Below are 26632 nucleotides of genomic sequence, written 5' to 3' on the forward strand. Positions count from 1 at the left end.
GGGTCGGACGACGCGAGGAGTTCGACAGTCGCTAAAATTATTGATTGGTTTCGGAGGAAGTCACTGGCCGCGTGCGTATCATGAGAGTCACCACCTCGCCAACACTAAAGCGCCGCCGCATCGACTATCGAAGCATGCCAGCGATACGAACGGACGACCTGACCAAGCGCTTCGGCGACGGCGTGGTCGCCGTTGAGGACCTGAATCTCGTGGTCGAGGAGGGGGAGGTGTTCGGCTACCTCGGGCCGAACGGCGCGGGCAAGTCCACGACCATCAACGTCCTGCTCGATTACCTCCGACCGACCGAGGGGACCGCCACCGTCCTCGGACACGACGCCCAAGACGAGACCCAAGCGATTCACCGGCGAATCGGCATCCTGCCCGAGGGCTTCGACCTCTACGACCGACTCACCGGGCGCAAGCACGTCGAGTTCGCGGTGGACTCGAAGGGGACCAACGACGACCCCGCCGAGATTCTGGAGCGGGTGGGTCTCTCGCCGGAGGCCGCGGACCGGAAGGCCGGGGGCTACTCCACCGGGATGGCCCAGCGCCTCGCGTTGGGGATGGCGCTGGTCGGCGACCCGGACCTGCTGATTCTGGACGAACCGTCGTCGGGACTCGACCCCAACGGCGCGCGCCAGATGCGCGAGTTGGTCCGCGAGGAGGCGAGTCGGGGCACCACCGTCTTCTTCTCCAGTCACATCCTCGGGCAGGTCGAGGCGGTGTGCGACCGCGTGGGCATCATGAACGACGGCCGACTCGTCGCCGAGGACACCATCGAGGGCCTCCGGGAGTCGGTCGGAACGAGTTCGACGCTCGAACTCACGGTGGACCGGATGCCCGACGAGTTCGGACTCGACGACCTGCCCGGGGTCACGGAGGCGACGGTGGACGGCAACGTCCTCCGGGTCGCGGTCAGCGACCCCGGCGTCAAGTCCGAGGTGATAAACCGGGTCGAGGCGCAGGGCGCGACCGTCACCGACATCACGACCCGACAGGCGTCGCTCGAAGACCTGTTCGCGGCCTACACCGCCGAGGAGGTGACGGCATGAGTTGGCTGGTGGTCGCCCGGAAGGACTTCGAGGACGCGGTGCGCTCGCGGATGCTGTGGGCCATCACCGCGGTCTTCCTGCTGTTCACCGCCGGGGCGGTGTACATCCGGAAGGCCGTCCTCGCCGACGCCCCCGGCCTGCCCGACGCCACCCAGTTTCTGACCGCGCCCTCGGGTCTCATCATCCCCCTCACGGCGCTCGTGGTCGCGTACCTCGCCATCGCGGGCGAGCGAGAGTCGGGGAGCATCAAGATTCTGCTCGGCCTGCCCCACACCCGCGGGGACGTGGTGTTGGGCAAGTTGGTCGGTCGAACGCTGGTCGTGACCGCGGGCATCCTCGTCGCGTTCGCGGGCGCGGCCCTCACCCTCTTCGCCCTGTTCGGCGGACTCGCGGTGGTCGATTTCCTGCTGTTGACGCTCCTGACGGTCCTGTTCGGTCTCACGTTCGTCGGCATCGCCATCGGCGCGTCGGCGTTCGCGGCAACCCGCTCGCGGGCGATGGCGCTGGCTATCGGCGCGTTCTTCCTGTTTCAGGTCCTCTGGGACTTCGTTCCGCTCGGAGTCTACTACCTCGTGGAGGGTACCCTACCGGGTCCGGGGACCCTGCTCCCGTCGTGGTTCTACCTCGTGCAGGTTCTCAACCCGCGCAACGCCTACACGCAGGCCTCGGACATCGTGTTCTCGGGGGCCGGGCCAATCGTCCCCGCCGAGGCGTTGGCGGGGTCGTCGGTGCCCTTCTACGTCCAGAACTGGTTCGGACTCGTGATTCTGGTGGTCTGGCTGGTCGTGCCGGTCGCGCTGGGCTACTGGCGGTTCGAGCGCGCGGACATCGGGTGAGTCGGTCCGGTCGTCGCCGCCTTCCGCAAGCGCCAACTATTCGGACGTTCGGCGACACTCGAACCGCATGACCGACGAAATCCGCGTCGGCGCGGACGTGGGCGGCACCTTCACCGATGTCGCTCTCTCGACGCCCGACGGCGAACTCGTCACCGCGAAAGTTCCCTCGACCGACGACCAGAGCGAGGGCGTGCTGGCGGGCGTCGAGAAGGCCTGCGAGAAGGCCGACCTCGACCCCCGAGAAATCGACGCCTTCTCGCACGCGATGACGGTTTCCACGAACGCCCTGCTCGAAGGGACGGGCGCGAGGACCGCGCTCGTCACCACCGAGGGATTCCGCGACGTGCTGGAAATCGGCCGACAGGACCGGCCCGCGCTCTACGATTTGGACGCCGAGAAACCCGACCCTCTCGTCCCTCGGCACAGGCGCTTCGAGATTGCGGAGCGTTCGACGCCCTCGGGCGTCGAACGCGAACCCGACCCGGATTCGGTCCGCGAACTCGCGGACCGAATCCGGGACTCCGACGCCGAGAGCGTGGCGGTCTGCCTGCTTCACGCCTACGCCGACCCCGGAAACGAGCGGACCGTCGCCGAGGTTCTGCGCGAGGAGTTGGACGCGCCCGTCTCGGCGTCCCACGAGGTGCTGGCGGCGTTCCGGGAGTACGAGCGCACCGCGACGACGGTCGTGGACGCCTACGTGACCCCGAAAATCGACGCCTACCTCGGCCGACTCGTGGAGCGCGCGGAGGACGCCGGAGTCCCGGCACCGCTGGTGATGCAGTCGAACGGCGGCATCGCCGACGCGGAGACGGTCCGGGACCACGCCGTGACGACCTGCCTGTCCGGTCCCGCGGCGGGGGTGGTCGGCGCGAGCGCGACCGCCGAGTCCGCGACCGACGCCGCGGGTCTCGTCACCTTCGACATGGGCGGGACCTCCAGCGACGTGAGCCTCGTCCGGGACGGCGAGGTCGAACGCACCACCGAGGCAGAAATCGGGGGTCGGCCCGTCGGCGTTCCGATGGTGGACGTGACGACCGTCGGCGCTGGCGGCGGGAGCGTCGCGTGGGTGGACGCCGGGGGTGCGCTCCGCGTGGGTCCGGAGTCGGCGGGCGCGGACCCCGGCCCAGCGTGCTACGGGCGCGGTGGGAAGCGACCCACCGTCACCGACGCGAACGTCGTCCTCGGCTATCTCGGCGGCGACACGGCCTTGGGCGGCGAACTCTCGTTGGACGTGGGGGCCGCGCGCGATGTCCTCGCCGACCTCGCCGACGAAGCGGACCTGTCGGGTCCCGTCGAGGCCGCCCGCGGCGTCTACCGCGTGGCGAACGCTAACATGACTCGCGCGGTCCGGGCGGTCACGGTCGAGCGCGGCCACGACCCCCGGGAGTTCGCGCTGGCGGCGTTCGGCGGCGCGGGACCGATGCACGCCGCGGCGCTGGCCGACCGCCTCGGCGTGGGCCGGGTCGTCGTCCCGCGGGCCTGCGGGGTCCTCTCGGCGTTCGGCCTGCTCGCGGCCGACGAGACGAGGGACGCGGTTCGGACCTACCGCAGGACGCTCGCAGAAGCGGACGCGGAGGAGGTCGAGGCGGTTCTCTCGGACCTCGCCGACGAAGCGCGCGCCGACCTGCGCGACCCGGGGTCCGCCGCGATTTCCCGGCAGGCGGACCTTCGATACGCGGGCCAGAGCTACGAGTTGTCGGTCGAAGTCGGCGCGTCGTTCGACCCCGAGGCGGTCGAAGCGCGCTTCCACGAGACCCACGAGACGGCATCGGGCTACCGGATGGACGAGGCGGTCGAACTCGTCGGCCTGCGCGCGCAGGCGACCGTCGCGCGCGAGACGCCCGCGGTCGCATACGAGGGCGCAGGCGAGAGCGCGGACGACGCCCGCGTCGGTGCGCGCGAGGCCACCTTCGGCGGGGAGGTCCGCGAGACGCCGGTCTACCGCAGGGAGTCGCTCCCGGCGGGCGAGTCGTTCGACGGTCCCGCCGTCTGCGAACAGGCCGACAGCACGCTGGTCGTCCCGCCGGGGTGGTCGGCCGGGGTCGAACCCGACGGGACGCTGGTGCTGGAAGGCGACGAGGGAGGGCGACGATGAGCGACGACGACATCGACCCGGTGGAACTCGAAATCCTCCGGAACCAACTGGAGAGCGTGGCCGAGGAGATGGGGCAGGTCCTGATTCGCGGGGCGTACTCGCCGAACATAAAGGAGCGCCGGGACTGCTCGACGGCGCTGTTCGACGCCGAGGGCCGGATGGTCGCGCAGGCCGAACACATCCCGGTCCACCTCGGCGCGATGCCCGAGGCGGTCCGAGCGGTGCTGGAACGCGACCCCGAACCGGGCGACACCTTCGTCGTCAACGACCCCTTCGCTGGCGGGACTCACCTACCGGACGTGACGCTCGTCTCGGCGCTCGCGCCCTCCCCGCCCGCGTCGGCGTCCGCCGACGCGGGCGGAGAGGGCGAGATTCTGGGCTACGCGGTCTCTCGCGCCCACCACGCCGACGTAGGGGGGATGAGTCCCGGGAGCATGCCCGCGGGTGCGCGAGAGATTTATCAGGAGGGCCTGCGCCTGCCGCCGGTCAGACTCGTCGCGGGCGGGGAGGTACGCGAGGACGTGCGCGACCTGTTGCTCGCCAACGTCCGGACGCCCGACGAGCGACGGGCCGACCTCCGGGCGCAGATGGCGGCCAACGACCGGGCCGAAGAGCGCCTCGGCGAACTGCTAGCCGACCACGGCGACCGACTGCTGGCGGCGTTCGACGCCGTGATAGAGTACTCCCGCGAGCGAGTCGAGTCGGAACTGGCCGACCTGCCCGACGGCGAGTACGGCGCGCGGGACTTCTTGGAGGGCGACGGAATTTCCGACGACGACGTGCCGATAGAGACCACCGTGACCATCGACGGGTCGTCGCTCGCGGTGGACTTCGCGGGCACCGCCGAGCAGGTGGCGGGCAACCTCAACGCGCCGCTCTCGGTCGCCAAGAGCGCGGTCTACTTCGTCGTTCGGTGCGTGACCGACCCCGAGATTCCACCGAACCACGGGTGTTACGCGCCGGTCTCGGTCAGCGCGCCCGAGGGGAGTCTGCTGAACCCGAACCCGCCGGCCGCGGTGGTCGGGGGGAACGTCGAGACGAGTCAGCGCGTGACGGACGCGGTGTTTCGGGCGCTGGCCGACGCGGTGCCAGACCGGGTGCCCGCCGAGGGGCAGGGCACGATGAACAACCTGATAATCGGGAGCAGAGACGGCGGGTTCACCTACTACGAGACCATCGGCGGCGGGTTCGGCGCGCGCCCGACCAAGGACGGCATGGACGGCGTGCAGGTCGGGATGACCAACACGCTGAACACGCCGGTCGAAGCGCTGGAAGCGGAGTACCCGCTCCGGGTCGAACGCTACGCGCTCCGCCCGGACAGCGGCGGCGACGGGCGCTACCGCGGCGGTCTCGGACTGGAGCGAAGCGTCACGGTCGAACGGGACGCGACGGTCTCGCTGTTGACCGAGCGCCGACGCCACGCGCCGAAGGGTCTCGACGGCGGCGAGTCGGGTACGCTCGGCGAGAACCGCATCGACGGCGAGCGGGTCGGCGCGAAGACGACCCGAGACGTGTCGGCCGGAACGACCGTGACGGTGCTGACGCCCGGTGGCGGGGGCCACGGCGACCCGACCGACCGGGACGCCGACGCGCGGGAGCGCGACAGAGCGGACGGAAAGGTGAGCGACGGGGAGTGAGCTGAGCAATCTCTAAAATTCTTTCGTATTTATATATCATTAGTGCAGACTTATTTAGATTGTTCATAGAATTGTATACCGTTCCGAGTCGGCGCGCTGGCGTCGTCGGGCGCGGTGCGGTTGCGGTCCTGATTTGCTCGAGTCTGAAGCTAGCTCTCTGTTTCCTCTCACGTCCACCGCCCTCGCGCTCGAAGCGTCCCTCGCGTCCCCACCGGCAAAACCGAGAAAATCGTTCTTCCACCGCAAAAACGCAAGCAAGAAACGCCGTGCTTCGCGGACGAGGCAGAACCTCTAAGTTATCAATCCCGCTACCTACGTCCGTGGACCGTGATACCGTACGCCCTGTCGCGCTCGCGCTGTTGGCAGTCGTCGCCATCGGGTTCGCCGCCGCGACGTTAGACTCGGCCGTCACGACCGACTCGTCCGGCGGGTTCGGCATCGGGTCGCCGAGTTCGGACGTGGGCGCGCAGAACGGCAGCCAGCCCAGTCTGGAACTCGGCAACCAGTCGTCGGGTCCCGCCTCCGGCGCGGTGGACCTGCCCTGCTACCCGTTCCTCGACGAGTGGTGGGCCATCGCGGCCATCCTCGCCGGATTCGCGCTCGGCGGGTACGTCGCCTACCGTCGCCTCGGCGGACTCGGCGTCATCGCGTACGCCGGGCCGGTGGGAATCCCGCTTCTGTTCGCCCACGCCATGCTCACGATTTGCACCGAACCGCTCCCCAAAACGCAGTCCTCGCTGTTCGAGCAGGGTAACGTCTCCATCGTGCCCGAGGGCGGGAGCGGCGCGCCCGGCGGCGGTGCCGGGACGAGTTTCACCGACCCGTCCTTCCTCCTGATGGCCGGACTCGGCGTCGCGTTGCTGGCGGCCGTCGCCCTCCTGTTCGTCTCCTCCAGCGGCGACGACCCCGAAGACGAGGAGACCGTCGCGGAACCCGACGACACCGAGGACGTGCGCGCGGTGGGTCGGGCCGCGGGCGAGGCCGCCGACCGCATCGAGGGGACGACCGACGTGGACAACGAAGTGTACCGCGCGTGGAGCGAGATGACCGACCACCTCGACGTTGCCAACCCCGCGTCCAGCACGCCCGCGGAGTTCACCGCGGCCGCGGTCGATGCGGGCATCGACCGCGACGACGTGGCCGAACTCACTTCGCTGTTCGAGGAAGTCCGGTACGGCGGCGAGTCGCCGACCGAAGAGCGCGAACAGCAGGCGGTTGAGGCGCTCCGGCGCATCGAGCGCGAGTACGCGGGAGGGAAGCGATGACCGACCGCGGCGACCACCCGATTCTGACCGCTGTCGGCGTCGTCGCGGTCGCACTCGGTCTCCTGATGGCAGTCCAACCTCGACTCGCGTCGGCCGTCGGCACCGGATACGCCGCGGTGACGGTCGTGGGCCTGCTCGCGCTGGTCCAAGGAATCCGGGTCGCCCGGTCCCGGCAGGCCACCGACTTGCAGGCCACGACGACCCCCGACGTGGAGACGGTCGAGACGGTGCCGACCCCCGGCGACGAGTTCGACCGGACCGTCGCCGAACTCCGGTCCGGACCGCGCCGGGTCCTCATCCGCGAGCGGGCCGACCTCCGAGAAACGCTCGAAGCGGCCGCGCTCACTGCCGTCGCCGACCGAGAGAACTGCTCGCGCCAGCAGGCCCGCGAGCGCATCGACGCCGGGACGTGGACCGACGACGTTCACGCCGCGTCGTTCCTCGGCGGGACCGACGCGCCCTCGCCGCCGGTGTTCGACCGACTCAGACTCGCGGTCAGCACCGAGTCGCCCTTCCAGTACCGGATTCGCCGGACCGCCGACGCGGTGGCGCGGACGGCCGGGGTCGACCCGAGTGACGACGCCGGGGACGAACCGGACGCCATCGGCGACTCGGACGCCCGGAACGACTCCGAGAGCGCCCGGAACGACTCCGAGAACGACCACCGGGAGGCCGAAGCGTGAAGTCGATTCGCCGGACGAACCGATGGCGCGGCGTCAGCGCCGTCGCCCTGCTCGCGGGGTCGCTCGGCGTGCTGTTCAGTCGCCCGCTGGTCCTGCTGTCGGGCGTCGTCGGGGTCGCGTTCGCGGCCTACGCCCGGACCGCGGGCACGCCCGAAGTCGAACTCGACGTGACCCGGAGCGTCAGCGACGACGAACCCCTGCCGGGCGACGAAGTTCGGGTCCGCCTCACCGTCGAGAACGTCGGCGACTCGACGCTTGCGGACCTCCGAGTCGTGGACGGCGTGCCCGACGCCCTGCCCGTGACCGACGGGTCGGCGCGTCTCGGGACCTCGCTCCGACCCGGCAAGTCCGCCACGCTCTCCTACACCGTCGAGGCAGAGCGCGGCGACCACGAGTTCGACCCCGTGACCGCCATCGTCCGGGACTTCAGCGGCGCGATAGAGGTCGAGAGCGAAATCGAGTGCGAGACCATACTCCGGTGCGTGCCCAAACTCGGGACCACCGTGGACGTGCCCCTCCGCGCCCAGACCACCCAGTACACCGGCCGGGTCACGACCGACGTGGGCGGGTCGGGCGTCGAGTTCCACGCGACCCGCGAGTACCGGCCGGGCGACCCCCTCTCGCGGGTGGACTGGAACCGCCTCGCTCGCACGGGCGAACTCACCACCATCGAGTTCCGCGAGGAACGAGCGGCCAGCGTGGTCGTCCTCGTGGACACCCGCGAGAAGGCCTACCTCTCGCGGGGCGACGGCGAGCGCAACGCGGTCCAGTACGGCGTGGACGCCGCGGGCAAAATCGTCACGAAACTGCTCGACGGCGGCGACCGGGTGGGACTGGCCTCGCTCGGTCCCGAGACCTGCTGGCTCGCGCCCGGCGCGGGACACGACCATCAGGCCCGCGCTCGGGACCTGCTGGCGACTCACGAGGCGTTCTCGCCGACGCCCTCCGAGGAGATGTTCTACCCGACGACCCGACTCAAGCAACTCCGCAAGCGACTCCCCGCCTCCTCGCAGGTCGTGTTCGTCACGCCGCTTTGCGACGACTTCGGGCCGGAAGTCGCCCGGAGACTCGACGCCGAGGACCACCTCGTGACCGTCGTCAGCCCCGACCCCACGGCGACGGCCACCGCGGGCCAGCGGTTCGCCCGCACCCAGCGCAAGCACCGCGTCTCGGAACTCCGCGAGGCCGGGGTTCACGTCGTGGACTGGGACACCGACGAGATGCTCGGGGTCGCGCTCGCTCGGATGGCCCGCGTCGGAGGTGGGTTCGCGTGACCCGCGAAATCGACCGCTCGCCCGCACGCCTCTCGTCTGCGCTCGCGGTGACTGCCGCCGCGCTATCGGCGGGAACGAGCGCACTCGCCTCCACGCTCGCGCTCGCGGGCGGCGCGGCGGGCCTGCTTGCGGTCACGCTCGGGGTCGTCCGCGGGTCCCGGCGCGCGGTTACGCTCGGCGCGGCGGCCCTGCTGGTCGGCGCGCTGGTCGGCGGTCTGCTGTCTGGCGCGCCCCTCCTGCTCCTGCCGGGTGTCATCGCCACGGTGCTGGCGTGGGACCTCGGCGAGCAGGCCATCAACGTCGGCGAGCAGTTGGGCCGGGAGGCAGAGACGACCCAACTGGAGGCGACCCACGCCGCCGGGAGTACGGTGGTCGCGGTGGGCGCTGGCGGTCTGGGCTACGGCATCTTTCTGGTCTCGTCGGGGGGTCAGCCAGTGACCGCGCTGGTGTTCCTGCTGTTGGCCGCGGTGGTCCTCACCTCGGCGCTCCGGAACTGACTTCTTTCCGAACAGCCGACTTCTTCCCGAACCGACCTTTCCGGCGTGCGCTCGACTCTACTTGAATCCCCGGCGCGCGCGGGCGCGACCGCGGAGCGTGTCGCGCCCATCCGCGCGAGGGACGAGTATCGCAGGGAGAAGCGACCGGAGGGAGCGACGACCGAGAAACGCAGGAGGTTGGGGAGGTGTGAGGCACGCGGTTGCGGTGCGGTGGCGGTGCTGTGCGGTTTGATTGGCTCAAGCCTGAAGCTAGCTCCTTCTCGTCTCACCGACTTCCGCGAGTTCTCGTCTCACCGACTTCCGCGAGTTCTCGTCTCACCGACTTCCGCGAGTTCTCGTCTCACCGACTTCCGCGAGTTCTCGTCTCACCGACTTCCGCGAGTTCTCGTCTCACCGACTTCCGCGAGTTCTCACGACACTCCCGACAACGCGAAATCCGAAACTCGAAACCCGAAGAACGACACCCCCAAAATCCCCTTACGACGACGCGAGGAAGAAGATGAGCAGACTCACCGCCATCGCCGCTAGCACCACCGTCGCGGCCAGCGCCGCGCCCATCGAGATGACCGCGTTGGCGTGGCTGGCGAGCGTCTCGGTCCGGTCGTTACCGAACACCGTCACCTCGGCGCGCTCGCTGGCCATGCCCGCCTCGACGGGTTCGAGGTCCCCGACCGCCTCCGCGACGAGGCGGTCCACGACTGCGACGAGTTCGTCCCGGTCGATGGCCTCGCCGACCTGATTCGACGCCTCGACCTGATTGACGACGTGTGTGTCGGTGGTCATGACCTCCGCTTCGTCGGCGGTCAGCGTCGGCGCGCCGTCGGCGGCCACCGCGTTCGACCCTGTGGTCGCGCCGCCGGACTCCTCGCTCGCGCTCTTGCCCGTCAGTCGAGCGACGATGCGGTCGCGCAGGCCCGGTTCCATGTTGTTGCCGTCCACGAGGACGTAGACCGTGCGGTGGTCGCCGACCTCCAGCACCGAGACCCGGACCCCCAGCGGACCGATGCCGTCGAGGGGTTCCCAGTCGGTCTCGTCCCACGCGACTCCCATCCGGATGGGGGCTTGGTCGGACTCGGCGAGGCGGTCGCCCGCCTCGCCTGCGGCCTGCATCATGTCGAACGAGCGTTCGCTTCCGGGGTAGACGTGGCCGAGGTCCGGGCCTTCGAGTCCGTTGTTGCAGTTGTGGGCGTCCACGAGCATCACGTCCTCGACGCCCGCGGACCGGGCTTCCGCCGCCGCGGAGAGACCCACCGCGTACTCCACGTCGTCGGCGAACTCCGGCGAGTAGGTCGCCACCAGCAGGGCGTCGTCGCCGAACGCCTGCCCGACCATCTTGGCCTCGCCCTCTTGGACCCGGACCGCCGGAGTCCCGGTGTCGTGGTACTCGATGTCCTCGAAGGCGCTGGCGGCGGTTTCGACCAGCGTCTCCACCTCGCGCTCGGTGACGAGGTTGAAGTCGTGGCCCGCGGTGGCGTGGGGCGGGAACGCGACGCCCTCGGCCGACTGCGCCACGCGCTTGGGGAGGTTGCCGCCGCCGATTTCGCCCATCGGACCGGGGTGAATCATCGGCAGGACGAACCGGGCCTTCTCGGTGCCGTCCTCGCGGCGGAACGCCAGCACCGTCACGGGAACGACGGCTTCCTCGCCGATGTCCTCGAAGAAGTCTTCGAGTTCGTTGGTCCCCTCGGCGATGTGTCCGATGAACCCCCGGAGGAAGTCCAGCACGCTCACGCCGAGACTCCGCTTCCACGGCCGGTCGATGAACTTCACGAACGCCCACACTGCGAGACCGTAGACCAGACAGATGAGTCCGAGCAGGGCGAAGTCTTGCGCTTCGACGACGTTGAGCGCGCGCGGGGCCTCCTCGACCCGGTTGAAGAACACGTCGATTATCGGGCCGCCCCCGACGTAGAGGTACTTCATGGTCCCGCTGTAGATGAAAAACAGCACGGCGGCCGTGCCGGTCTGGAGGCTAGCCGGGATAGCGGCCACGAGGACCGACTTGCCCGAGACGGCCATCACGACCAGTAGGCGGAGCGCGAACACCGAGGCCATACCGACGATGAGCGCGTCGAAGACGAACTGCTGGCCCAGTTGCCGCGAGAGGACGGCCACGGCACCCGCCGCCGCCATGATGGCGACGATGATGGCCTCGCAGGTCAGCGCCAGTAGCGACGACCGGTTGTAGGTCAACTGCCCCCCTAACCGGCGGTCCACCGGCGTCGTCAGGAGACTGGCGACGACCGTCGGGACGCCGATGAAGAACACGCCCTGCCACGCGTCCTCCAGCACGAATCCGGCGTCGAACGCGCCGACACCAGCGACTGCGGCGATGAGGAGCGCGAACGTCACGCTGGCGTACCACCGCGGCGCGCGGAAGATGTACCGCGACAGACTGGCGAGGTCGCCCTGCGTCGCTGTCATACTCGGGAGTTTCGTCCGGGAAGGATAAAAGGTGGTAGTCCGTGCCCGGCGTAATTCGTCGCTGTCTGGCAGGAACCGCCGGAGAGCGTGGGGTTCGGTGGCATCCCGACGGCGTACGCTCGGTGGAACAGACCACGAGGACGCGCTCGGTGAATCAATGAACCGTGGGGTAGGATGGAGGGGCCGGGGGCTTCAGACAACACAGTTACACCTTTTCCGCTGTTCGCAGTTGCATCGACAGGAGTTCACCGAAAAGAGCGGAAGTTACGCTTCGCAGATGGCCCGGAAGTTCTCGAACACCTCTTCGCCTTCCTCGGTGTGGGCCACCTCCGGGTGCCACTGGACGCCGTAGAGGTCTCGGTTGGGGTCGGCCATCGCCTCGACGCCGCACACGTCGCTGGTCGCGGTGCGCGCGAAGTCCTCGGGGACCTCCTTCACCTCGTCGGCGTGACTCGCCCAGACGCGGGTCTCGGGCGCGAGCGACCCGACCAGCGGGTCGTCGTCGTCCAGAATATCGACGGTCACGTCGGCGTACCCGCCGTACTCTCCCTCGCCGACTTCGCCGCCGAGGACGTGCGCGATGGCCTGCATGCCGAGACAGATGCCGAGGACGGGCACGTCGAGTTCGAGGTAGTCGGCGCAGTTGCCGATGTCGTCCATGCTCGGCCCGCCCGAGAGAACGAGTCCGTCGGCGTCGATTTCCTCCGGCGGCGTCGTGTTGTCTACGATTTCGGTATCGACGCCCATGTCGCGGAGCGCCCGGTGTTCGAGGTGCGTGAACTGCCCGTGGTTGTCAACCACGACGATACGAGTCATTGCCCGAGCGTAGTGAGTTGGCCTACTAAAGGGGTTCGAAGATACGGAGGCGTCGAACGGACTCTTCGACTTCCGAGTCTCACCCGAAGACTTGCCGAAGCGCGACGACGACGCCGATTCCGGCCAACATAGCGAACAGGATGTTCCCCGTCCGAATCGAGACGACCAACGCGGCGAGTGCGGCACCCGCTTCGGCCGGGCCGCCTTTGGCGACGCTGGGTGCGACGAGCGACACTAATACTGCGCCGGGGATGTACTCCAGCCACGCGTGAAAGCGGTCCGAGAGGTCGAACTGACCGACCATCCAGAACCCACCGATTCGGGTGACGTAGGTGACTGCCGCCATCCCGACGATGGTCGCTACGACTAGCGGGTTCTCAAACATAGCTATCCCTCACGACGCCGACGACGCTTCCGACGAGTCCGCCCAAGATGATGTGCCACTCTCCGGGGAGGAGATACGCGGCCCCGACCGCGACTACGGCCGCAGTCCCGACCGGGAGCGCGTCCCCGCGGTCGTCCCAGACCCCGACGAGCAAGGCGATGTAGACCGCGATAAACGCGAAGTCGAGTCCGTAGCGCGCGGGATTCCTGATGAGCGACCCTGCGGTGACGCCGAGCAGACTCGCGCCGACCCACGCGACGAAGACGATGAGACCGCTTCCGAGCAGGAACGCGCCGTCTCGCTCGCCGTCGGCGTGTTCGCTCATCGTGATACCCCAACTCTCGTCGTTGAGGAAAAACAGCATCCCGTACACTTTCCCCGACGAGAGCCGAGAGAGCCACGGACGTAACGACGCGCCCATCAACAGGTGGCGGAGGTTCACGAGGAACGTCGTCACGACGATAGTGACCGACGGAAGGTTGCGTCCCCACAAATCGAGCGCGACGAACTGTGCGGACGCCGCGAAGACAGTCGCGCTCATCAACAAGGTCTCAGCAGGACCAAGCGTCGTCTGGCGCGCTAGAACCCCGAAGACCAGCCCGTAAGTAGCGACGCTGACGGCGATGGGGAGACTGGATTTTACTCCCGAGGTGACGCCCGCGACGCTGAATCGAATACGCTCGTCGCTCATGTTCGTTCCGAACGCATCGGAGTATCAAACACTTTTTATCTCCGGTCGTCCTCACGTAGTCTTCCGGGCGTAGACGAGGACGTTAGCGTGGTCGTGTTCCTGCATCCGGTAGGGCGGGTGTGGCGGGTCACGCCACTCGTACTCGTCGGTAGCGACGATTTCGAGACCGTAACTCTCCAAGAGTGTCTCGAAGTCGTCCTCGTCGCCGACGAACGTGTAGACCACTTCGTCGTCGAACTCGTCGTATCGGTACTCCTCGATGACGCCGTGGTCGTGAGTCAGGCGTCCGACTTCGGCGGCGTCGTCACCCTCGATAGGCATGTTGAACACGACGTATCCGCCGGGTTCGGTGACACGGGCGAGTTCCCGAAGGACGAGTTCGACTTCCCGGAGGTGGGTCAGGGCGTCGAGCATCACGGTGGTTTCGAAGTCGCCGTCGTCGTAAGGCAGGTCCCGAACGTCGGCGTGACGGGTCGTCATCGCGTCGCCGCAACGTTCCTCGCAGGTCTCCAAGGCGTCTTCGCTGAGGTCACAGCCTTCGAGGTCCGGGACGACCTCTACGAACCGCTGGCTGTTTCGCCCTTCGCCGCAGGCGACTTCCAACACTCGTTCGCAGTCTTCTTCGTCGAGGAACTCAACGAGGTCCCCGAGGAACGGTAACGGTTGGTCGGGCATCACGAGGTCGTCGGACTCCGACGCTGTCTCGTAGAGGTCTGGCCACGTGTTTTCGGACATTCTCTACCAGTCATTTCATACTACTACAATTTAATATTTTTCAAGTAATAGATATAACATTATAGTCTATGAATTAATCTCGCTCGGGTCGAACCGCTCGCTCTTCCCGCGCCACTCCTCGCGGTCGTTCGCGGCGCGGGTGTCGAGGTACGCTTCCAGTCCGTTGCCGTCCGGGTCCGCGAAGTACAGGGCCTTGCTGATACCGTGGTCCACCGGCGACACCTCGACCTCGCGGTCTCGGAGTCGCCGGTAGGTCCCCCGGAGGGCCTCGGCGTCCTCGACTTCGAAGGCGGCGTGGTACATTCCGACCCCACGGCCGGGACCCGGCGCGTCGGGGCCGACGCCCTGTAGCGCCACGTCGTGGTGGTGTGTGCCATACGAGAGGAAGGCGTAATCGCCGACGCGTTCGGTCACGTCGAGACCGAAAACGTCCCGGTAGAACTCGACGGCTCGGTCCACGTCGCGGACCTTGAGGTGGACGTGCCCGAGTTCGGTCGCGTGGTTCATGCCAGCGGGTTCGGGCGCGAGGCGGAAATACGCGCGGGGTCGGCGGACCACGGACCTGCGGTCCGTGGCCGCCTCCGGGGTGCTTGTCCGACGCGGCGAGCGACCGCAGGGGAACGGGGTACCGCCGGTCGTTCGACCCACTCCGGACCGCTCTCGCGCCCGAACTCGCGCCAGACGCAATGTTTAAAAAGTGGTATTTTAAAGAATGAGTAACGTGAGTATGACATCCGCGGGTTCTGGGAACACGCTCGTCGTGGCGTTGGTCGTCGGGTTGCTACTGCTCTCGGGCAGTGTCCCGTCCGGCGCACTCGCCTCGAACGACCCGGCGCGCCCGTCGTCTGCGCTCTCGCCCGACGACGGGCAGACGCGGGCGACGGACGCTTCGGCGCTTCAGGCGTCCGGGACGTACACGTACCGACTACCGTTCTCGCTCAGCGAACAGAAGTTGTCCGGTGCGATGCACTCGAAACTTCGGGTCACCGCGGCGGAGGCGACCACGGTCCAAATCGACGCGAACGCCGACGGCACCTTCGAGGAGACCAAGACCGTCTCGGCGGGCGAGGGATTCGGGGTGACGAAACCGGCGAAGGGAGCGGTCCTGAAGGCCGACAAGCCCCTCGACGCCAGATACAGTTACGGGTCGGCCGACTTCGGCGCGTACGAGGACGGCCGCTTTCGCTACCGACTCCCGGCCGCGCGGAAACTCGGACAGGAGTACTACGCGCCGCTGGACGCCGGTTCGCTGTGGATTGGGGCCGCCAGCGACGTGACCGTCCGAATCGACAGGGACGGCGACGGCCAGTTCGACGCCACGAAGTCGCTCGCCGAAAACGAGGTCACGAGCGTCTCGGAAGTATCGGCGGGCGCTCACGTCGAAGCGACCGGTCCCGTCCACGTCGTCGCCAAACGCGCACGCTGGAACAACATGGACTACACCTACCTCGTGAGTCTGTTGCCCGTCGCCTACGCGAAGTCCAGTTACCAGTTGCCGGGCGAACCCGACTACAACGCCAACAATCCGACGAGCAAGAGCGGCGTCTACCTCGCGGCGACCACCGACGGGACGGCGGTTTCGCTTGACGTGGGCGGTGACGGCACCGACCGACAGGTGACGCTGAACGCCGGTGAGGTGACGAAGTTCGAGTTCGCCCGAGCGAGTACGGTGTCCGCCAGCGCGCCCGTGGTTCCGGTCTACACCTACCACGTCCGGGCCACGGACTGGTGGGGGTCCGAGACACGCGACTACATCGGCGCGTTCACCCCCGGCGGCGACACCGACATCAGTCAGGGCGAGTGGAGCGGCAAGCACTGGGACGGCGGCATCGACGGCCTGAGCGCGTTCGACTACGAACCCAATCGGGCACCCTCGGCCGCAGTCGCCTACGGGCCGACGGCCCCCGCGGTCGGCCAACAGGTGACGTTCGACGCCTCTCGGTCGAGTGACGCCGACGGGACCGTCGCGGAGTACCGGTGGGACTTCGGCGGCGGCGCGACCGCCCGCGGCGAACGCGTCTCGCACGCGTTCGCCGCGGCGGGGACGCACACGGTGGAGTTGACCGTCGTGGACGACGACGGTGCGACGGTCACGACCACCAAGTCCGTCGCGGTGTCGCCGCCGGTCACGACCACCGTGCCGATTACGACCACGACGACCACAGCCACGACCACCACGTCCGTCGGCGCACCGACGACGACTACCACTCCGCCGCCTTCGGGCGGATGTCGGGCCGCACCGCCAAAGATGCAGGCGGTCCAGTTGCACACCGAGGACACCCGCATCGAGACGGGCGACCCCGGACGCATCTCGGGGTCGATTGCGACCGACATCACCAACGACTGCCCCATCAAGGTGCAGTTGACGCTGAAAGTCCCCAACGGCGTCCGAATCGAGGGCGGGAGCGACATCCAGAGCGGCGGCGGCGGACTCGTCACCTCGACGTTCACTGTCGAACCCGGCGAGGTAAAGAGCATCGACGCGGACGTGTACGGGTCGAGCGCCGGGCGGAAGGTCGTCCACTCCTCGATTACGTACTTCCCGGTCGGACGGAAGGACCTCGCGCGGGAAGCGGACACCGGGTCGTTGCAGTTCGTGATTCGGCCCGACTCGGGCGGGACCACTACCGACGCCGCGATGGGCGACTCCTCGGAGAAGAAAACCGAACGGGACACCGACGGCGACGGCATCCCCGACAGCGAGGACTACGCGCCCAAGGACCCCGACGTGCAGGTGAAAAGTGACCTCGGCGACGACGGCGACTCGACCAGCGTCCCCGGATTCACGCCGGTCACCACCGTCGCCGCTCTCGTAAGCGCGGCGCTACTCCTGCTCCGTCGCCGGTAGCGCGGACGGAGACGAACGGATTTCTTTCTCACTCTCACTCGTCGTCCAAGTCGAACCGCTCGGCGGCCGACTCGAAACTGGTTTCGGACTGCTCGCGCGACCGTCGACCCTCCTTCTCGGCGATGGCTTCGGGGTCGGGAGCGGCGTCGTCGTCGATTCGCGCCCACGACTTGTGGACCTTCGCGTGGCACCACCGACAGAGGTAGACCGTTATCTCGTGGCTCAGGTTCTCACCCGACCCGGCGTACGAGAGGTGATGCTCTTCGAGCAGAGGTCGCTCGTCGGAGTGGGCCATCCGGCGCTCTTCGAGTCCGCACCGGACGCACTCGCGGTCCCGATTCCGGCATCGGAAGTGGGGACACGACTTCCAGCCCCAATCTCCTTCCGGATTTGCGACTGGACACCGCAGGTCGTCGCGCCGACGCTGGCGGGCGAACTCGGGGTCTTGCTCGGGGTTGTCGAAGGCGAACCGGCACTTGCCCTCGTCGGTGAGGTGGTCGCACACTCCGGCGTGGTCGTAGGGGTCGTCCACGCCGACCGGGGTTCCGGCGGGCGTCTCTTTCATCGGGCGCTCGTTGGTCGTCGTCGGACAAAAGGCTACGGCGTGGGACGAGTCGGCGTCGTTTGGTTCCTGCCTCCGGCGGACGAAAACGCTTTTCCCGGCGGTGGGAACACGTCAACTCATGCGACTGGTACACGAGTCCGACCGCGAGCGTCGGACCCTCGCCACCGAAGTCGAGACGGCCGACTCGTTCCTCTCGAAGGCCCGCGGCCTGATGTTCCGGCGGTCGATTCCCGACGACTACGCGCTGGTCTTCCGGTTCGACGGCGTGGCGACTCGGGACGTTCACATGGTGTTCGTCCCCTTTCCCCTCGACGTGCTGTGGCTTCGGGACGGCGAAGTCGTCCGGAAAGAACGCCTCTCGCCGTGGACCGGCATCGCGAAGGCCGAGGCCGACCGGCTAATCGAACTCCCGGCGGGGAGCGCCGACGCGGTGGCGGTCGGCGACGAGGTGCGAGTGGTGGCCTGACCGGAGTGCCGAGACCTCTCTTTTTCACTTCCTGTCGTATTACGATTTACCCGATTCCGTCTTAACAATAGGTTTCAGGCGTCGGGCACATCGTCTCGCGTGATGAACGAGGGAGACTCCGGCGGCGTTCCCACCGCCCCGGTTCTCAAGTACTACACCTACAAGGCCACGAAAGCGGTCGAGTTCTATCGGCCCGTGATGTACCTCTACTTCCTCTCGCAGGGCCTGTCGTTCACCCAAATCGCGGTCCTCGAAGCCGCGTACAACGTCACCACGGTTCTGGGCGAGGTGCCGACCGGGTACGTCGGCGACCGAATCGGCCGCCGGAACAGTCTGTTGGTCGGCACGGGTCTCATCGCGGCGACGCTGGTGGGCATCGGTCTCGCGGGGTCGTTCCTCGCGCTCGTCGCCCTCTACGTCTGCTGGTCGATGGGCTACAACTTCCGGTCGGGGAGCGAAGACGCGTGGCTCTACGACACCCTCACCGACGACCTGTCGGAAGACCAGTTCTCCCGCGTGCGCGGGCGCGGCGAGTCGGTCTCGCTCCTGACCGGCGTCGTCGCGGCCGTCGTCGGCGGCTACCTCGGCAACATCGACCTCTCGTATCCCTTCTTCGTCGCCGCTGGCGTCACTGCGCTCGGTCTCGTCGCCCTGCTCTCGTTGTCGGAACCCGACACCTACGAGTCGGCAGACACCGACGACCTCTCGCTTCGGCGAAGCCTCGGCATCGTCCGGGACGCAGTGACCAACCGCCGGATTCGTGCGTTCGTCGTCTACTACTACGTCCTGTTCGCCGCGGTCCTCTATCTGGTGTTTATGTTCGTCCAACCGGTCTTCGAGTCGGTCGTCGTGGACCTCGGGGTCTCGTCGTCTCGCGTGGAGTCGCTTCTGGGGTGGTACTACGCCGCGATAAGCCTCGTCGGGGCGGGATTCAGCTACTACGCCGGGGCCATCAAGGACCGAATCGGGCTTCGGACGTGGTTCCTCGTCCTCCCGTTCGGGGTCGGCGCGGCGCTGGTCGGGATGTACCTCGTCCCGGTGCTGGCGCTTCCGGTCCTCCTGCTCGCGCGCGGGACCGCGGACGTGACGCGGGCGCTCGCCAGCCAGTACGTCAACGACCGCATCGAGTCGGTCGGCCGGGCGACCGTTCTGAGCGCGATGGCGATGGTCAGCGGCCTGACCGTGATTCCGTTCCAACTCGGGAGCGGCGCGGTGTCCGACGTTTCCTCGCCGTTGCTCGCGCTGGCGATAGCCGGTGGCGTCCTGATAGCCGGGTCGCTGGCGGTGCTGGCGTGGGAGGTTCCGGTCTCGGCGGGCGAGTCGGCGGCCGAAGTGGGCGAGTAAACTCCGGACTACTCGGCGGTCCCGCGCATCCCGACCTCGCCGTGCTGGTACTTTTCGAGGGCGACGCGGACGAGTTTCTCGCGCGCTCCGGCCCGAATCGCGGCCCGAATCGCGTCGCTCCGACTCCCGTCGTGTTGCTCGGCGAGTCGGTCCACGAGGTCCAACTCCTCGCCGCTCATCCGAGTCGTGACGTTCTCCATTCGTCGTGCAACGCAATGCATCGTAATATGCTTGGCGGGAATTTCGTGGTCCGACAGGCCCACCTGTCACAAAGGCCCGCTTAACTGGGTCGGCGGGAAACGTGTGGTGTGGTCAAGCATGGCCAGTGAACGATTTATTCGGGGGCTTCCCCGATAACACATCTCCCTCGAACCGCGGCGTACAGCTCTCAGAACGCGACGTAGAACTTCTCGACACCACGCTCCGCGACGGCGAGCAGGCACCGGGCGTCTCACTCACGCCCGACGAGAAGGCCGGGATAGCCGAGGCGCTAGACCGCGCCGGAGTCGCGGTCGTCGAGGCCGGGAGCGCCTGCACCGGCGACGGCGAGCGCGAGACCATCGAGCGCGTCACCGACCTCGGACTCGACGCCACGGTGACGAGTTTCGCCCGCGGGGTCCGGGCCGACGTGGACCTCGCGCTCGACTGCGGCGTGGACGGCGTGAACCTCGTCGTCCCCGCCAGCGACCGCCACGTCGAACAGAAGGTCGGTAGCTCGCGCGAGGAGGTCGTCGAGACGACCGCCGACCTCGTGGCGCACGCCCGCGACCACGGTCTCTGGGTCGAGGTCATCGGCGAGGACGGCTCTCGGGCCGACTTGGACTTCCTCGAACGCCTCGCCGAGACCGCCCACGACGCGGGTGCCGACCGCTTTTGCTTCGCCGACACGGTGGGCCACACCGGACCCGACCGGGCGTACGAGGCGGTCTCTCGGCTCTCGGAACTCGGGCCGACCAGCACCCACACCCACGACGACCTCGGACTCGCCGTGACCAACGCTCTCGCCAGCGTCGCGGCGGGCGCGGACCTCGTTCACGCCACCGTCAACGGCGTCGGCGAGCGCGCGGGCAACGTCGCGCTCGAAGAGGTCGCCATCGCGCTCAACCACTGGTACGGCGTCGAGACGGTCGAGACGACCGAACTCTACGACCTCGCCCGGACGGTGGCCGACGCGACCGACGTGGCGCTCGCGCCGAACAAAGCGGTGGTCGGCGAGAACGCCTTCGCCCACGAGTCGGGCATCCACACCGACGGCACCCTGAAGGACGAGCGGATGTACGAACCCTACCCGCCCGAGAAGGTGGGCCGGGAGCGCCGCCTCGTCCTCGGCAAGCACACCGGGCGGGCGGGCGCGAAGGCCGCGCTCGCCGAACACGGCGTGGACGTGACCGACGACGAACTGGCGGAGGTGGTCGCCAGAGTACAGGACCTCGCCGAGCGGAACAAGCGCGTGACCGACGCCGACCTGCTCGCAATCGCCGAGGACGTGCAGGGCCGCGAGCGCGACCGACGCATCGAACTCCGGGAACTCACCGCCACCAGCGGCGGGGCCATTCCGACCGCGAGCGTCAGACTCGACGTGGACGGCGACGAACGGGTCGCCAGCGGCACCGGCGACGGCCCGGTGGACGCCGCGGTCAGCGCGGTCCGCGAGGCGGTCTCGGACCCGAACGGGCCGGACGGCGTGGCCGACGCCCAACTCGACTCCTACCACGTGGACGCCATCACCGGCGGCACCGACGCCGTGGTGACGGTCGAAGTCGAGATGCGCCGCGACGACCGGTCGGTGACCGTCGCGTCCAGCGACGGCGACATCACCCGCGCGAGCGTCACCGCGATGGTGGACGCGCTCGACCGCCTGCTGGCCGCCGAGAGCGACCCCGACCCCGCGACCGCGAACGACTGAGCCAAAAGCAATCTATCGGTTTGAGAAAGAAATAATATCACTTCTTTCGGCATTGATTAGTTGTCTCGAACGCCGAGCGACGACGCCGAATCTCCGGTCGCGCCCGGCCGACCAGCCGCCAGCGAACGCTCGGCGCATCGACCGACAGCGAAAGCTCCGGCCCACCAACCGACAGGAGTGCGCTTGGCTGACCAACCGACAGGGTGGATAAAGGGGCCGCGCGCTCGGCGAACCCCGGCGACGGAAGGACCGCAGGGAGGAACGCAGTGACGACCGAGGACCGCACCGAGCCGCGGGAGCCGAGCGCGCGGGGGCTTTTTAAGCGTTCGTCGGGAGAGTTTCTGAGGTTGCGCGTCGAGTTCGTCGGGGTGTGGTCGCGCGTCGAGTTAGTCCGGGTGGTTTCTGTGGTCTCCGACGATGGACGACGAGTGACTCACCCCATCGACCCTTCATCTCTTTGCCCGTCGCCGTCTTACTCCCCGTATGACCGTCCTCGACAGCATCCGTAGCTCCCGCGGCGAGACCGGTATCGACTGGGCGGTTCTCGTCGGAAGCGTTCTCCTCTGTGAACTCGCGGGAATCGTCCCGTCGATTCTGACCGCCGACGAGGTGGCGACGTGGTACCCGACGCTCGCCAAACCCGCGTTCACGCCGCCGAGTTGGGTGTTCGGGCCGGTCTGGACCACCCTCTATCTCCTGATGGGCGTGGCGCTGTACCTCGTCTGGCAGAGCGACCGGGGGCGACTCCGGCGGGTCGCGCTGGGGGTCTTCGGCGTCCAGTTGGTCCTCAACGCCGCGTGGACGATGGTCTTCTTCGGCGCGCAGGCCATCCTCGGCGGGTTGGTCGTCATCCTCGCCCTGCTTGCCACCATTCTCGCAACGATGGCGGCGTTCGCCCGCATCGACCGACGCGCGGTCGCTCTGCTCGTTCCGTATCTGCTCTGGGTCGGGTTCGCAACCGCGCTCAACGCCGCGATTTGGCAACTCAACTGAGGTCCGGTCGCGCCGAGTCCTCGGCGCGACCGGACGCCCGAAAGTATTCGGCCGTTACCGGACCGTCGTCCCGGACAACGACCGCCTGAAGTCGGGTTCGACGGTCGTTAACCCCGCTTTGCGGGCCTATAACAAAGGACGGAAGCGGCGTCGTCGGTGACGTGTCGAACAGTTCGGTTCCGGGTTCCTACGCGGTCGATGGAGGTCGGTTCGGTGTCGGGGCGAACCGCTACGCGCTGTTCGTGGTGGTGTTCGTCGGTAAAGCCCTCGACGCGATTAGCACCGTGACCGTCCTCTCGCTCCGCGAGAACGTCTACGAGTCGATGTGGCTCACTCGAACGCTGATGGCGGAGTTCGGGATGGTGACGGGCGTCCTCATCACCGTCGTCCTCGCCGTCGGCGGGGTCGTCTTGCTGGCCGAGAGCGGCGAACTCGTCGCCCGACTCGCGCCGGACGCGTGGGCACCCGACGACTACCCCGCCGCGTTCCGGGTCGTCACCTACTGCTCGGCGGGTCTCTGGTACGCGTTCCTCGGCGTCCACAACTTCATGTTCTTGTTCTGATAGCCTGCACCGACGCACCTGCGGGTCGGGAGCGACTCGGGTCCCGGCGGCGAAACCTCCTTACTTCGCCGACGAGTTACTACGACAATGGGTTTCATCGCCGAGTACACGCTGTCGAATCCGATTCTACAGGAGACGCGGCGACGAGTCCCCGAAGTCGAATTCGAAGTCGAGGACGAACAACCGGTTCCCGGCGACCGCTCACGACTCATCTTCTGGGTGAGGGGGAGCGAAGACTCCCTCGAACGAGTCTTCCGGGAACTCCCGAACGACCCGTCGCTCACCGACTTCGAGATTCTCTCGGACGTGCCCGAACGCTGTCTCCTGCGCGTCTCCCTCTCGTCTGAGGGCGAACGCGGTCTGACCTACATCGACGCTATCGAGTTCGGAATCACGCTCCTCAGTATCGAACTGTACAGCGAAGGCGTCGAGTACCGCGCCCAGTTTCCCAACCGCGAGGCGCTGGCGAACTACCGCAAGCGGTGTCAGGACCGAGGACTGTCGTTCACACTCCGTCGACTCTACCGAGGTGAGGACGACGAGGTGGCGGCCTACGGTGTGACTCCCCGCCAGCGGGAAGTGCTACTTCGCGCGTTGGAACGTGGCTACTACGAAGTTCCCCGCGGGACATCCACGGCAGAACTGGCCGATGAGTTCGGGATTTCGAGTCAAGCCCTCTCCGCGCTCCTCCGGCGCGGACAGGAGGCGCTCCTGCGGAGTACCATCGCCGACGAGACCGATACTTAAAACGTTGAGTGGCGAACCCGGAAGGACTCCCATCGAGACCACCTTCGTTCTCACATATCGATGGCAGCGAAGTCCAAACACGCCGACGAGACCGGACAGGAGATAGTCAGTTACACCGCCGCCGAAGACGAACTCCCGAGCGAGGCGGTAATCGCGGCGTTGCGAACGGCTACCGGACGTGCGGCGTCTCCGGGGCAGGTCGGCGACGAGCAGGGAAAACTCCTCGACCCGATTTTCCGGAGCGTCGACCTCGACGCGCTCGACGCCCTCTTTCGGTCGGTGTACGGCGAACCCGAGACAGCGAACACGGTGACGTTCACCTACTCGGAGTACGAAGTCACCGTGACTGCCGCGGGGGAAGTCGTCGTCAGGCGTCGATAGCGCAACGGAGGCACGGCTACGAAGTGTTGTAAGTTGGAAAAGCGCCGAGGAGGCGATTTGAACGCCTGTGTCCGTGAAGGACAGTTGCTCTCGAAGCAACCGCCTTGGCCAGGCTAGGCTACCTCGGCTCACCCCAATGTTCTGCCCTCTCCGTATTAGGGATTTCGATTCCCGTCGCACAGTTCAGGGGACCGTCACCTTCAAGCGGGTCCCCCGCCACGGGGTAGGGTATGGACGTAACCGAGGCGAACGAGCAGAGTGACGCCGTTCTCGATGCCGTCGGGAACTCGGTCATCGCCGACCGGGAGTTTCTCGAAACCGTGCTGTTGGGCGTGATGGCCAGCGGGCACGTCCTCCTCGAAGACGTGCCGGGAACCGGCAAGACCCTGACCGCGCGGGGGTTCGCGTCGGCGCTCGGCCTGTCGTTCTCCCGAGTCCAGTTCACGCCGGACCTCCTCCCCGCGGACGTGACCGGCACCCACGTCTTCAACGAGCAGAGCCGCGAGTTCGACTTCAACGAGGGTCCCATCTTCGCCAACGTGGTGCTGGCCGACGAAATCAACCGCGCGCCGCCCAAGACACAGGCCGCCCTCCTCGAAGCCATGGAGGAGGGTCAGGTCACGGTTGACGGCGACACCCACGAACTCCCCAAGCCCTTCTTCGTCATCGCCACCCAGAACCCCGTCGAACAGGAGGGGACCTTCCTCCTGCCCGAGGCGCAGGTGGACCGCTTCGCCGTCAAGTCCTCCATCGGCTATCCGGAACTCGACGGCGAGTACGAACTGCTCCGCAGGCGGGCGGGTCGCTCGACTCAGAGTCCGTCCGTCGAGACGGTGCTGGACGAACGCCTCGTGACCGAACTCCGCGAGGTGCCCGAGTCGGTCCGGGTGGACGACGACCTGCTCGAGTACATGGCGAACGTGGCCCGCGAGACCCGCGAGGACCGCCGCGTCGATGTCGGCGTCTCCCCGCGGGGGACTCAACGTCTCTTCGAGGCAACCCGCGCCTACGCCGCCATGCAGGGCCGGGAGTTCGTCACTCCCGACGACGTGAAGCGCGTTGCCCACCCGGTTCTCGCTCACCGCGTCGTCCTCACGCCCGACGCGCAGGTCAACAACGTCTCGAAGTCCGCCGTCGTGGACCGGGTGCTGGATAACGTGCCCGTGCCGACCGTGGAGTAGCGCCGCGTTCCCGACGTTTCCGTCGCTTGCGTTTGGATTTCACTTTCGCTCCGGTTTGCACGGATTTATATCAGTTCTCCGAGCAACGAGGAGCATGGACGACGACGAACCGGGGGACGGTTCGGAGACCGAAGAGACCGACGACGAGACCGAACTCGCGGACCTCGACCCCAACGCCGAGGAGCAGGCCCGCCGGGTCGAACGCCAGTTGCGGCGTCTCCACCGCGAGACCCGGTGACTCCGCGAGCGTCGGGGGCGAGAGCGTCCGGACGCTCTCGCCCCCCGACGCCCTCGCCCGATTCAGGGGTCCGGGTCGTAGTCGTCGCCGACTCTGACTCGGAGCGCGCCCGGCCGGGCGGCGAGGGTCACGCGCTCGAACTCCCGAATCTCGCCGTCGAGGCTGAAGGCGACCGGTTGCCCGACCGGACTCTCGAAGTCGAGTCGCCGGGCGTGGAGTTCCGTGACGTGTTCGGTCTCCCACTGGAAGGCGCGCTGTTCGACGTACTCCACGAGAGCGTCTCGGGCCGGGAGTCGCTCGACGACGGTGACTTCCAGCAGGCCGTCCTCGGCGTCGGCCTGCCCGCCCTCCGCGGCGAACTGCCGGACGTTCCCGACCAGAATCGCCGCCGCCTCGCCTGACCACTCGTAGTCGGCCCCGTCGTCGCTTACCGCGTCGATTTCGACCCGGAGACCGTCGAACGAGAGCGCCTCTTCGACGCCTGCGACGACGAACGCCACCGGGCCGAGACTGTTCTTTCGCTCGTGGGTCGCCGCGGCGCTCGCGTCGGCGGGCAGACCGGCGATGGCCGAGAGGACGAACGGTTCGTCGCCCGCCACCCCGAGGTCGAGTCGCCGGGACTCCCCCCGGTCGGCCACCGCGAACCCGGTTTCGAGCGACCGGACACCGAGGTCCTCGGCGAAGACGTTCTCGGTGCCCGCGGGGACGACGCTCAGCGTCACCGCGTCGAGGGCGTCGGCCCGGACCAGTCCCACCACCGCCTCGTGGAGGGTCCCGTCGCCGCCGCAGACCGCGAGCAGGTCCACGCCGTCGTCGGCGGCCTGCTCCGCGAGGTCGGCACCGTGGCCCGCGCGCTCGGTCTCCACGACCGGGAATCCGTACTCGTCGGCGAGTCGCCGGGTACGTTCGACGTGCGTGCCGCCGCCGCTCGTCGGGTTCAAAATCAGTCGGCGCAGTTCCGGGTCGTCGGCGTCCGTCGCGGCGTCGTCGGCCCTCTTTCGGCCGTCCAT

Annotated in this window: 27 protein-coding genes and 1 tRNA gene; 18 read left to right on the top strand and 10 right to left on the bottom strand. The window is 67.8% G+C overall.

What is annotated here, in order from left to right; genetic code table 11:
- Positions 1–134: 134 nt before the first annotated feature.
- From P2T60_RS01760 to P2T60_RS01795, 8 genes are all read left to right on the top strand, one after another.
- Complete coding sequence (locus tag P2T60_RS01760; protein WP_276280840.1) at positions 135–1052, top strand: ABC transporter ATP-binding protein; 918 nt, start codon at positions 135–137, stop codon at positions 1050–1052.
- Entirely contained in the window at positions 1049–1888 is an 840-nt protein-coding gene (locus tag P2T60_RS01765; RefSeq protein ID WP_276280841.1) for an ABC transporter permease, read from the top strand. The genes P2T60_RS01760 and P2T60_RS01765 overlap by 4 nt, the downstream gene beginning before the upstream one ends.
- 67 nt (positions 1889–1955) lie before the next feature.
- Positions 1956–3983, top strand: coding sequence for a hydantoinase/oxoprolinase family protein (locus P2T60_RS01770; protein WP_276280842.1), 2028 nt, complete (start codon positions 1956–1958; stop codon positions 3981–3983).
- Positions 3980–5620 carry a hydantoinase B/oxoprolinase family protein gene (locus P2T60_RS01775; protein WP_276280843.1) on the top strand — a complete coding sequence of 547 codons (1641 nt, stop codon included), beginning with the start codon at positions 3980–3982 and terminating at the stop codon, positions 5618–5620. The genes P2T60_RS01770 and P2T60_RS01775 overlap by 4 nt, the downstream gene beginning before the upstream one ends.
- 320 nt (positions 5621–5940) lie before the next feature.
- Complete coding sequence (locus P2T60_RS01780; RefSeq protein WP_276280844.1) at positions 5941–6885, top strand: DUF4129 domain-containing protein; 945 nt, start codon at positions 5941–5943, stop codon at positions 6883–6885.
- Complete coding sequence (locus P2T60_RS01785) at positions 6882–7568, top strand: DUF308 domain-containing protein (RefSeq protein ID WP_276280845.1); 687 nt, start codon at positions 6882–6884, stop codon at positions 7566–7568. The genes P2T60_RS01780 and P2T60_RS01785 overlap by 4 nt, the downstream gene beginning before the upstream one ends.
- Positions 7565–8842 carry a DUF58 domain-containing protein gene (locus P2T60_RS01790; RefSeq protein WP_276280846.1) on the top strand — a complete coding sequence of 426 codons (1278 nt, stop codon included), beginning with the start codon at positions 7565–7567 and terminating at the stop codon, positions 8840–8842. Before P2T60_RS01785 ends, P2T60_RS01790 begins: the two co-directional genes overlap by 4 nt.
- A complete protein-coding gene (locus P2T60_RS01795) occupies positions 8839–9339 on the top strand; it encodes a DUF7519 family protein (RefSeq protein ID WP_276280847.1) in 501 nt (166 codons plus the stop codon). Before P2T60_RS01790 ends, P2T60_RS01795 begins: the two co-directional genes overlap by 4 nt.
- A 477-nt stretch (positions 9340–9816) precedes the next feature.
- Here the strand turns inward: P2T60_RS01795 and P2T60_RS01800 are convergent, their stop codons facing one another.
- The 6 genes from P2T60_RS01800 to P2T60_RS01825 all read right to left on the bottom strand — a co-directional run bounded on the left by P2T60_RS01800 (position 9817) and on the right by P2T60_RS01825 (position 14897).
- Positions 9817–11763 (bottom strand): DUF2070 family protein, encoded by a 1947-nt coding sequence (locus tag P2T60_RS01800; RefSeq protein ID WP_276280848.1) that lies wholly within the window; start codon positions 11761–11763, stop codon positions 9817–9819.
- 264 nt (positions 11764–12027) lie between these two features.
- Positions 12028–12579 carry a GMP synthase subunit A gene (locus P2T60_RS01805; RefSeq protein WP_276280849.1) on the bottom strand — a complete coding sequence of 184 codons (552 nt, stop codon included), beginning with the start codon at positions 12577–12579 and terminating at the stop codon, positions 12028–12030.
- A gap of 79 nt (positions 12580–12658) precedes the next feature.
- Entirely contained in the window at positions 12659–12964 is a 306-nt protein-coding gene (locus P2T60_RS01810) for an AzlD family protein (protein WP_276280850.1), read from the bottom strand.
- Entirely contained in the window at positions 12957–13655 is a 699-nt protein-coding gene (locus P2T60_RS01815) for an AzlC family ABC transporter permease (protein WP_276280851.1), read from the bottom strand. Before P2T60_RS01815 ends, P2T60_RS01810 begins: the two co-directional genes overlap by 8 nt.
- A 51-nt stretch (positions 13656–13706) precedes the next feature.
- Entirely contained in the window at positions 13707–14390 is a 684-nt protein-coding gene (locus P2T60_RS01820) for a class I SAM-dependent methyltransferase (RefSeq protein WP_276280852.1), read from the bottom strand.
- Between the two features lie 66 nt (positions 14391–14456).
- Positions 14457–14897, bottom strand: a complete 441-nt coding sequence (locus tag P2T60_RS01825) for a VOC family protein (protein ID WP_276280853.1) — start codon at positions 14895–14897, stop codon at positions 14457–14459.
- A 220-nt stretch (positions 14898–15117) separates the two neighbouring features.
- Here P2T60_RS01825 and P2T60_RS01830 point away from each other — a divergent pair, with 220 nt between their 5' ends.
- Positions 15118–17238 (top strand): PKD domain-containing protein, encoded by a 2121-nt coding sequence (locus P2T60_RS01830; protein ID WP_276282238.1) that lies wholly within the window; start codon positions 15118–15120, stop codon positions 17236–17238.
- A 34-nt stretch (positions 17239–17272) separates the two neighbouring features.
- Here the strand turns inward: P2T60_RS01830 and P2T60_RS01835 are convergent, their stop codons facing one another.
- The gene (locus P2T60_RS01835; RefSeq protein ID WP_276280854.1) at positions 17273–17803 is read right to left on the bottom strand and encodes a DUF7097 family protein; all 531 of its coding nucleotides are present in this window, start codon (positions 17801–17803) and stop codon (positions 17273–17275) included.
- A gap of 118 nt (positions 17804–17921) precedes the next feature.
- On the opposite strand from P2T60_RS01835, the gene P2T60_RS01840 reads away from it, so the two are divergent.
- Both P2T60_RS01840 and P2T60_RS01845 read left to right on the top strand, forming a co-directional pair.
- On the top strand, positions 17922–18269 hold the full coding sequence (locus P2T60_RS01840) for a DUF192 domain-containing protein (RefSeq protein WP_276280855.1): 348 nt from the start codon (positions 17922–17924) through the stop codon (positions 18267–18269).
- Positions 18270–18371: 102 nt separating this feature from the next.
- Positions 18372–19613: an MFS transporter gene (locus P2T60_RS01845; protein ID WP_276280856.1), complete on the top strand. Its 1242-nt coding sequence runs from the start codon at positions 18372–18374 to the stop codon at positions 19611–19613.
- 8 nt (positions 19614–19621) lie between these two features.
- Here P2T60_RS01845 and P2T60_RS01850 read toward each other — a convergent pair whose 3' ends face one another.
- Positions 19622–19813, bottom strand: a complete 192-nt coding sequence (locus P2T60_RS01850; protein ID WP_276280857.1) for a ribbon-helix-helix protein, CopG family — start codon at positions 19811–19813, stop codon at positions 19622–19624.
- A 125-nt stretch (positions 19814–19938) separates the two neighbouring features.
- On the opposite strand from P2T60_RS01850, the gene P2T60_RS01855 reads away from it, so the two are divergent.
- The 5 genes from P2T60_RS01855 (at position 19939) to P2T60_RS01875 (ending at position 24203) form a co-directional block, all read left to right on the top strand.
- A complete protein-coding gene (locus P2T60_RS01855; RefSeq protein ID WP_276280858.1) occupies positions 19939–21519 on the top strand; it encodes a (R)-citramalate synthase in 1581 nt (526 codons plus the stop codon).
- Positions 21520–22002: 483 nt separating this feature from the next.
- Complete coding sequence (locus P2T60_RS01860) at positions 22003–22512, top strand: TspO/MBR family protein (RefSeq protein ID WP_276280859.1); 510 nt, start codon at positions 22003–22005, stop codon at positions 22510–22512.
- A gap of 161 nt (positions 22513–22673) precedes the next feature.
- Complete coding sequence (locus tag P2T60_RS01865; protein WP_276280860.1) at positions 22674–23075, top strand: hypothetical protein; 402 nt, start codon at positions 22674–22676, stop codon at positions 23073–23075.
- A gap of 87 nt (positions 23076–23162) precedes the next feature.
- Positions 23163–23822 (top strand): helix-turn-helix domain-containing protein, encoded by a 660-nt coding sequence (locus tag P2T60_RS01870; protein ID WP_276280861.1) that lies wholly within the window; start codon positions 23163–23165, stop codon positions 23820–23822.
- Between the two features lie 60 nt (positions 23823–23882).
- Positions 23883–24203, top strand: a complete 321-nt coding sequence (locus tag P2T60_RS01875; RefSeq protein ID WP_276280862.1) for a HalOD1 output domain-containing protein — start codon at positions 23883–23885, stop codon at positions 24201–24203.
- Between the two features lie 42 nt (positions 24204–24245).
- Here P2T60_RS01875 and P2T60_RS01880 read toward each other — a convergent pair.
- Positions 24246–24331 (bottom strand) — tRNA-Ser (locus P2T60_RS01880).
- Between the two features lie 102 nt (positions 24332–24433).
- Between P2T60_RS01880 and P2T60_RS01885 the strand changes: the two genes are divergently transcribed.
- Entirely contained in the window at positions 24434–25384 is a 951-nt protein-coding gene (locus P2T60_RS01885) for an AAA family ATPase (protein ID WP_276280863.1), read from the top strand.
- Positions 25385–25478: 94 nt separating this feature from the next.
- Entirely contained in the window at positions 25479–25622 is a 144-nt protein-coding gene (locus P2T60_RS01890) for a hypothetical protein (RefSeq protein ID WP_276280864.1), read from the top strand.
- 62 nt (positions 25623–25684) lie between these two features.
- Here P2T60_RS01890 and P2T60_RS01895 read toward each other — a convergent pair whose 3' ends face one another.
- Positions 25685–26632, bottom strand: a complete 948-nt coding sequence (locus tag P2T60_RS01895) for a diacylglycerol/lipid kinase family protein (RefSeq protein WP_276280865.1) — start codon at positions 26630–26632, stop codon at positions 25685–25687.

Source organism: Halorussus caseinilyticus (genome assembly GCF_029338395.1).
Classification (GTDB): Archaea; Halobacteriota; Halobacteria; order Halobacteriales; family Haladaptataceae; genus Halorussus; species Halorussus caseinilyticus.